The sequence below is a fragment of the Pseudomonas sp. BN417 genome (assembly GCF_029871205.1).
Classification (GTDB): Bacteria; Pseudomonadota; Gammaproteobacteria; order Pseudomonadales; family Pseudomonadaceae; genus Metapseudomonas.
In genome coordinates this window covers 1-4989 of the sequence record NZ_SSOJ01000118.1, presented here as the reverse complement: position 1 = coordinate 4989, position 4989 = coordinate 1, and the positions used below count along the sequence as shown (strand labels likewise).

The 4989-nt window shown below is 67.8% G+C and carries 3 protein-coding genes and 1 pseudogene; all 4 read left to right on the top strand.

What is annotated here, in order from left to right:
* Window positions 1-1027, top strand: a pseudogene (locus E8F11_RS14880) (glycine dehydrogenase (aminomethyl-transferring)); the annotation flags it as partial.
* Between the two features lie 145 nt (window positions 1028-1172).
* A complete protein-coding gene (gene glyA, locus E8F11_RS14875; RefSeq protein ID WP_280289598.1) occupies window positions 1173-2426 on the top strand; it encodes a serine hydroxymethyltransferase in 1254 nt (417 codons plus the stop codon).
* A 30-nt stretch (window positions 2427-2456) separates the two neighbouring features.
* On the top strand, window positions 2457-3833 hold the full coding sequence (locus tag E8F11_RS14870; protein WP_280289597.1) for an L-serine ammonia-lyase: 1377 nt from the start codon (window positions 2457-2459) through the stop codon (window positions 3831-3833).
* 77 nt (window positions 3834-3910) lie between these two features.
* Window positions 3911-4989: glycine cleavage system aminomethyltransferase GcvT (gene gcvT / locus E8F11_RS14865; RefSeq protein ID WP_280289596.1), on the top strand; the 1079-nt coding region annotated here is incomplete at its 3' end.

The following is a 4989-nucleotide window of genomic DNA, read 5'->3' as shown; positions in this document are numbered from 1 at the left end:
CGGCATGCGCGTGGTGGTGACCGCCTGCGACGCCCGCGGCAACGTGGACATCGCCGACCTCAAGGCCAAGGCCGAGGAGCACAAGGAGCGCCTGGCCGCACTGATGATCACCTACCCGTCTACCCACGGCGTGTTCGAGGAAGGCATCCGCGAAATCTGCGCGATCATCCACGACAACGGCGGCCAGGTGTACATCGACGGCGCCAACATGAACGCCATGGTCGGCCTCTGCGCCCCGGGCCAGTTCGGCGGCGACGTGTCCCACCTCAACCTGCACAAGACCTTCTGCATCCCCCACGGCGGCGGCGGCCCGGGCGTCGGCCCGATCGGCGTGAAATCCCATCTCGCGCCCTTCCTGCCCGGCCACGGCCACATGGAGCACAAGCTCGGCGCGGTGAGTGCGGCGCCCTTCGGCAGTGCCAGCATCCTGCCCATCACCTGGATGTACATCCGCATGATGGGCGGCGAAGGCCTCAAGCGTGCCTCGCAGCTGGCGATCCTCAGCGCCAACTACATCGCCCGCCGCCTGGAGGAGCACTACCCGGTGCTCTACACCGGCGAGAACGGCCTGGTGGCCCACGAGTGCATCCTCGACCTGCGTCCGCTCAAGGAGAGCAGTGGTATCAGCGTCGACGACGTGGCCAAGCGCCTGATCGACTTCGGCTTCCACGCCCCGACCATGTCCTTCCCAGTGGCCGGCACCCTGATGGTGGAACCCACCGAGAGCGAGTCGAAGGAGGAGCTGGACCGCTTCTGCGAGGCCATGATCCGCATCCGCGAGGAAATCCGCGCGGTGGAACGTGGCGAGCTGGACGCCGAGGACAACCCGCTGAAGAACGCCCCGCACACCGCCGCCGAACTGGTGGGCGAGTGGACCCACCCCTACAGCCGCGAGCTGGCGGTGTATCCGCTGCCGTCGCTGGAAGAGGCCAAGTACTGGCCGCCGGTGGGCCGCGTGGACAACGTCTATGGCGACCGCAACCTGGCTTGCGCCTGCCCGCCGATGGCGGTGTACCAGGACGCCTGACCACCGCTGGCGCGGCGAATTCATTCGCTATGGGCTGCGCAGCAGCCCCCTGAAGACTTGCTCGGGCAGGCCTGCGGCCTGCTCAGCGAATGAATTCGCCCCCACAAGGTCACTGCCCCCTTACCGAACAAGAAGGAAACCGACCATGTTCCACAAGAGCCTCACCCTGTCCGATTTCGACCCTGCACTGTTCGACGCCATCCGCCGCGAGGCCCAGCGCCAGGAAGACCATATCGAGCTGATCGCCTCGGAGAACTACACCAGCCCGCAGGTGATGCAGGCCCAGGGCACTGAGCTGACCAACAAGTACGCCGAGGGCTATCCGGGCAAGCGCTACTATGGCGGCTGCGAGTACGTGGATGTGGTGGAGCAGTTGGCTATCGACCGCGCCAAGGCGCTGTTCGGCGCCGACTACGCCAACGTCCAGCCGCACTCCGGTTCCCAGGCCAACGCGGCGGTCTACCTGGCGCTGCTGCAAGCCGGCGACACCATCCTCGGCATGAGCCTGGCCCATGGCGGCCACCTGACCCACGGCGCCAAGGTGTCGTCCTCGGGCAAGCTGTACAACGCGGTGCAGTACGGCATCGACGGCAACGGCCTGATCGACTACGACGAAGTGGAGCGCCTGGCCCTCGAGCACAAGCCGAAGATCATCGTCGCCGGCTTCTCCGCCTATTCGAAGACCCTGGACTTCCCGCGCTTTCGCGCCATCGCCGACAAGGTGGGCGCCTACCTCTTCGTCGACATGGCCCACGTCGCGGGCCTGGTAGCCGCCGGCCTGTACCCGAATCCGCTGCCTTATGCGGACGTGGTCACCACTACTACTCACAAGACCCTGCGCGGCCCTCGCGGCGGCCTGATCCTCGCCTGCGCCAATCCGGAGCTGGAGAAGAAGCTCAACGCCGCGGTGTTCCCGGGCGGGCAGGGCGGTCCGCTGATGCACGTGATCGCCGCCAAGGCGGTGTGTTTCAAGGAGGCGCTGGACCCGTCCTTCAAGGACTACCAGGCCCAGGTGATCAAGAACGCCCAGGCCATGGCCAAGGTGTTCATGGAGCGCGGCTATGACGTGGTTTCCGGCGGCACCGACAACCACCTGTTCCTGGTCAGCCTGATCCGCCAGGGCATCACCGGAAAGGACGCCGACGCCGCCCTCGGCCGTGCCGGCATCACGGTGAACAAGAACGCCGTGCCCAACGACCCGCAATCGCCCTTCGTCACTTCCGGCCTGCGCATCGGCACCCCGGCGGTGACCACCCGTGGCTTCCAGGTGCCAGAGTGCCGCGCCCTGGCCAGCTGGATCTGCGACATCCTCGACCACCTCGGCGATGCCGATGTCGAGGCGCAGGTGGCCAGGCAGGTGGCGGCGCTCTGCGCGCGTTTCCCGGTGTATCCGGCCTGACCGCCGGCAGGGCTTTCTGGGAGTCGAGATATGTCGCTAAGCGTTTTCGATCTGTTCAAAGTGGGCATCGGCCCCTCCAGCTCCCACACCGTGGGGCCGATGCGTGCCGCCTCGCGCTTCGTCCTCGGGCTGAAGTCGGACGGGCTGCTGGGCCGGGTGGCGAGCGTGAAGGCGGAGCTTTACGGCTCCCTCGGCGCCACCGGCAAGGGCCACGGCAGCGACAAGGCCGTGCTGCTGGGGCTGGAGGGCGAGTACCCGGACCTGGTGGATACCGGTACCGTGGATGCGCGCCTGGCAACCATCCGCAGTAGCGGCGCGATCAACCTGCTGGGGGAAAAGCCCATCCGCTTCGTGGAGAAGGAGCACCTGGCGATGATCCGCAAGCCGCTCCCCTACCACCCCAACGGCATGGTCTTCCGCGCCTTCGACGACGCCGGCCTGCAGGTCCGTTCGCGCGAGTACTACTCGGTGGGCGGCGGCTTCGTGGTGGACGAGGAAGCGGTGGGCGTCGACCGAGTCGTCGAAGACCGCACGCCGCTGCGTTACCCCTTCCGCACCGCGAAAGAACTGCTGGAGCAATGCACTGTCCACGGCCTGTCCATCAGCCAGCTGATGGCGGAGAACGAAACCGCCTGGCGTCCGGTGCAGCAGACCCGGCGTGGCTTGCTGCACATCTGGCAGGTGATGCAGGACTGCGTGAAGGCCGGCTGCCGCAATGAGGGCATCATGCCCGGCGGGCTCAAGGTCAAGCGCCGCGCCGCCGCGCTCCATCGCCAGCTCAGCGAACGGCCGGAAGCCAATCTGCGCGACAGCCTCAGCGTGCTGGACTGGGTCAACCTCTACGCCCTGGCGGTGAACGAGGAGAACGCCAGCGGCGGCCGCGTGGTCACGGCGCCCACCAATGGCGCGGCGGGCATAGTCCCGGCGGTTCTGCATTACTACACGCGCTTCGTGCCGGGAGCGGACGAGGAGGGCGTGCAGCGCTTCCTGCTCACCGCCGCCGCCATCGGCATCCTCTACAAGGAGAACGCCTCGATCTCCGGCGCCGAAGTCGGCTGCCAGGGCGAGGTGGGCGTGGCCTGCTCGATGGCCGCCGGCGCGCTCTGCGAAGTCATGGGCGGCACCCCGCAGCAGGTGGAGAACGCCGCCGAGATCGGCATGGAACACAACCTCGGCCTGACCTGCGACCCGGTCGGCGGGCTGGTCCAGGTGCCCTGCATCGAGCGCAACGCCATGGGTTCGGTGAAGGCGATCAACGCCGCGCGCATGGCCCTGCGTGGCGACGGCCAGCACTTCATCTCGCTGGACAAGGTGATCCGCACCATGCGCCAGACCGGCGCCGACATGAAGAGCAAATACAAGGAAACCGCCCGCGGTGGGCTGGCGGTGAACATCATCGAATGCTGATCAGCCGTCCGTAGGGTGCGCCGCGCGCACCACAGACGTTCATCGGTGCGCATGGCGCACCCTACTGGAGATTCCGCGTGACTACCGAAACCCTCGCCAAGACCCCGCTGCACGCCCTGCACCTCGAACTCGGCGCACGCATGGTGCCCTTCGCCGGCTACGACATGCCGGTGCAATACCCGCTCGGCGTGCTCAAGGAGCACCTGCACACCCGTGAACAGGCCGGCCTGTTCGACGTCTCCCACATGGGCCAGATCATCCTGCGTGGCGCCAATGCGGCCCGGGCGCTGGAAAGCCTGGTGCCGGTGGATATCCTCGACCTGCCGGTGGGCATGCAGCGCTACGCCATGTTCACCGACGACAACGGCGGCATCCTCGACGACCTGATGGTGGCCCGCCTGGCCGAGGACGAGCTGTTCGTGGTGGTCAATGCCGCCTGCAAAGAGCAGGACCTGGCCCACCTGCAACAGCACCTGGCCGGCCAGTGCCAGATCGAGTCGCTGTTCGAATCCCGCGCGCTGCTGGCGCTGCAGGGTCCCAAGGCCGCCGAGGTGCTCGGCCGCCTCGCACCGAAGGTGAAGGGCATGACCTTCATGCAGTTCGGCAGCGTGCGCCTGGAAGGCGTGGAATGCTTCGTCAGCCGCTCCGGCTATACCGGCGAAGACGGTTACGAGATCTCCGTCCCCGTGGCCCAGGCCGAAGCCCTGGCCCGTGCGCTGCTGGCCCAGCCGGAAGTCCAGCCCATCGGCCTCGGCGCCCGCGACTCGCTGCGCCTGGAAGCCGGCCTGTGCCTCTATGGCCATGACATGAGCACCGCGACCACGCCGATCGAGGCCAGCCTGGCCTGGGCCATCTCCAAGGCACGTCGCGCCGATGGCGCCCGTGCCGGTGGTTTCCCCGGCGCCGAGCGCATCCTCGAGCAACAGCGCGACGGCGTGACCGGCAAGCGCGTCGGCCTGCTGCCCCTGGAGCGCGTACCGGTGCGCGAAGGTGCCGAGATCGTCGACGCCGACGGCAGCGTGATTGGCCGCGTCTGCAGCGGCGGCTTCGGCCCCAGCCTGGGCGCGCCCGTGGCCATGGGCTTCGTCGCCGCCAGCCATGCGGCCCTGGACAGCGAAGTCTGGGCCCTGGTGCGCGGCAAGCGCGTGGCCATGAA

Coding starts and splice junctions, on each gene's coding strand:
- glyA (WP_280289598.1), top strand. CDS start 1,173: ATGTTCCACAAGAGCCTCACCCTGTCCGATTTCGACCCTGCACTGTTC.
- E8F11_RS14870 (WP_280289597.1), top strand. CDS start 2,457: ATGTCGCTAAGCGTTTTCGATCTGTTCAAAGTGGGCATCGGCCCCTCC.